This window comes from Mycetohabitans sp. B2 (genome assembly GCF_021733735.1).
Lineage (GTDB): Bacteria > Pseudomonadota > Gammaproteobacteria > Burkholderiales > Burkholderiaceae > Mycetohabitans > Mycetohabitans rhizoxinica.
The window spans coordinates 1-2,102 of record NZ_JAHKSP010000033.1; the positions used below are offsets into that span (position 1 = coordinate 1).

Below are 2,102 nucleotides of genomic sequence, written 5' to 3' on the forward strand. Positions count from 1 at the left end.
GTGGCTGTGCCGGCCCATCGCGTGGCGTAGCGCGGCAAACGGCATGCAATCGTCCCACGAGTACGCGCTGATGGGGCAACTCGTCAACACGTATGGCAAGACGTGGCATACGTGGTAGATCGATCGCGATCACGCGTTGCCGCTTGGCATTCCGTAACTGATGATGAGTTTCACAGATGACGGGCAACTTGACCGTGCGCGCGTGCAGGCGCGTGACGCGCGGTTTGACGTGTCTACCGACGCGCTGCGTCGGCGCCGTGCCGATCTGGCGCAGCCGCAGCCGGTTGACGGCGCGGACGCGTGGCAGGACGGCCGCAAGCTGCAGCTTGCGGCGGCTGAAGTCAAGGTAAAAGTGTCGCGTTGACCGGCGTGCACATGCCTGAGCTGACAGGAGGGCGAAGATGACAGCGCACGCTGGAGAAAGGGCGCAGAAGACGGGGGACTTTCGTTGCGCAAAGTGTCATCGCTCAACGCACGTGCCGGCCGGCAAGCCGATTCCGAAATGCCCGCATTGCGGCAATGAAACGTATAGCGAGCGCACGCACGAGCCGGGCAACAAGCGATCAAGCTGACGGCTGTGACCGACGCGCCGGGTGGTGCTGCCTGCGATGTGCATGCCGTAGGCTCTTTGCACCCATGTTGCTGGCAGCAGGATAAGAGCGAGACAGCGTGTGTCATTGGTTCAAGACCTGTAAAGGACGGAGCAACCTTGCTCAGTACCCGCTGTAACGTAAGCCCCCGGCAATGTCACGTTGAACCAGCCGTGTCATGAAGCGAGGATCGTGTCCACCTATTTTTTGAGCCGACCCCCGAAGGTTGGACATTCTTTCGGGGTGTTTCTTGGGCAAATATACAGAGCAGGCCAAGTTGGCAGTCGTCGAAGACTACTGCACCGGCCATCACGGACTGAAGGTCGTGGCTCAACGTCACGGCGTGAACGTTAAATCGCTACGCAGATGGTCTTCGCTTTACCGCGTGCATGGCGTCAACGGGATACAGCAGAAGTGCAGAAGTAATTACAGCGTAGAATTCAAGTTGATGGTATTGCAGCGAATGCGGGACGAGGGTCTCTCCTATCGTCGGGCAGCTGCCCTTTTTGGTACTCGAAACCGTATTCGTCGATGTACCACATAAGAATGACAAAGCAGTTGATCAACGAGCCTGAGGCTAATTTGCGTGATGACGAGGTACGCACTCGCCAGGACCTGCTGGACGAGTGGAACCACCTTCGCATGGAGAACGCTTACCTAAAAAAACTCGGCGCCTTAGTTCAAGCGAAGAAGCAGGCAGCGCCGCAGTGAAAACGCGCATCGTGCTTGAGCTAAGGCAACACTATCGGCTCGCTGGGCTGCTGAAGGTGGCTGGAAAGCTTCTTCGGCACACTGAAATCCGAGTTTTATTATCTAAACAAATTCCGAGACCTCGATGAGTTGCACGCCGGACTGAAGGACTACATTCACTACTACAATCACGATCGCATCAAGCTGAAACTAGGAGGCATGAGCCCGGTGGCGTACCGGGCTCAGTTCGCGCAGGCATAGCTGCCACACCGTCTAACTGTGGGGGGCAGTTCACCGTACAGGCCTGCACACCAACTCCGAGTTCACCCAACGACATGACCGAGATGAGTACGGGGCGTCGCCAGCAAGCTTGATTACGGTTTGCGAATCAAGCGTTTTTGCAGCCAATGCAACCCAAATGCAACTGTCAAGGATTACGCCCATGGATCACGCACGCTGTCATCCAAGTCAGTACGGCTGTCAGCCAGCCAAGCCTTGGCCTGCAGCGGTATGAGCGCTACGGGTAGCTCCGCAAGCGCTTGGGTGGCGGTCATGGTCGGTTCGGGAGGCCTGGGCGCATTGACGCCAAAGCAGCGGCTGGCCATGGCCGCATAGTTTCTACTTTTGAACCCCGTGGAAAACGGGGAGATTACCGATGGAGTAAGCGGCGAGGTTGTGCCGCAATAAGACGATACGGTAAAACAAAGCGTTGCCGATCAAGCCAGATAGCGCTAAAATGTATCGCAAATGTAATACATGAAGGCGCCATGATGAAGACAGCGACACTCCCAGCACTGCGTGTCGAGCCCACGCTACGACATG

Annotated in this window: 5 protein-coding genes and 1 pseudogene; 5 read left to right on the forward strand and 1 reads right to left on the reverse strand. The window is 57.0% G+C overall.

Features of this window, described 5'->3' with window-relative positions; all coding sequences use genetic code 11:
- Positions 1-163: 163 nt before the first annotated feature.
- The 5 genes and pseudogenes from KPG66_RS07120 to KPG66_RS07140 form a co-directional block, all read left to right on the forward strand.
- On the forward strand, positions 164-364 hold the full coding sequence (locus KPG66_RS07120) for a hypothetical protein (RefSeq protein WP_237070391.1): 201 nt from the start codon (positions 164-166) through the stop codon (positions 362-364).
- 37 nt (positions 365-401) lie between these two features.
- Positions 402-572 (forward strand): zinc ribbon-containing protein, encoded by a 171-nt coding sequence (locus KPG66_RS07125; RefSeq protein ID WP_237070392.1) that lies wholly within the window; start codon positions 402-404, stop codon positions 570-572.
- Between the two features lie 295 nt (positions 573-867).
- Entirely contained in the window at positions 868-1,134 is a 267-nt protein-coding gene (locus tag KPG66_RS07130) for a transposase (RefSeq protein WP_237070395.1), read from the forward strand.
- A 2-nt stretch (positions 1,135-1,136) separates the two neighbouring features.
- Positions 1,137-1,301 (forward strand): hypothetical protein, encoded by a 165-nt coding sequence (locus KPG66_RS07135; RefSeq protein ID WP_237070393.1) that lies wholly within the window; start codon positions 1,137-1,139, stop codon positions 1,299-1,301.
- 60 nt (positions 1,302-1,361) lie between these two features.
- A pseudogene (locus KPG66_RS07140) lies at positions 1,362-1,541 on the forward strand (IS3 family transposase); the annotation flags it as partial.
- Between the two features lie 357 nt (positions 1,542-1,898).
- On the opposite strand, the gene KPG66_RS07145 reads toward KPG66_RS07140, so the two are convergent.
- On the reverse strand, positions 1,899-2,102 hold a 204-nt coding region (locus KPG66_RS07145; protein WP_237070394.1), incomplete at its 5' end, for a hypothetical protein.

What these genes read in the sequence shown, in the direction of transcription:
- KPG66_RS07135 (WP_237070393.1), top strand. Translation starts at nt 1,137, where the DNA reads ATGACAAAGCAGTTGATCAACGAGCCTGAGGCTAATTTGCGTGATGAC.
- KPG66_RS07120 (WP_237070391.1), top strand. Translation starts at nt 164, where the DNA reads ATGAGTTTCACAGATGACGGGCAACTTGACCGTGCGCGCGTGCAGGCG.
- KPG66_RS07125 (WP_237070392.1), top strand. Translation starts at nt 402, where the DNA reads ATGACAGCGCACGCTGGAGAAAGGGCGCAGAAGACGGGGGACTTTCGT.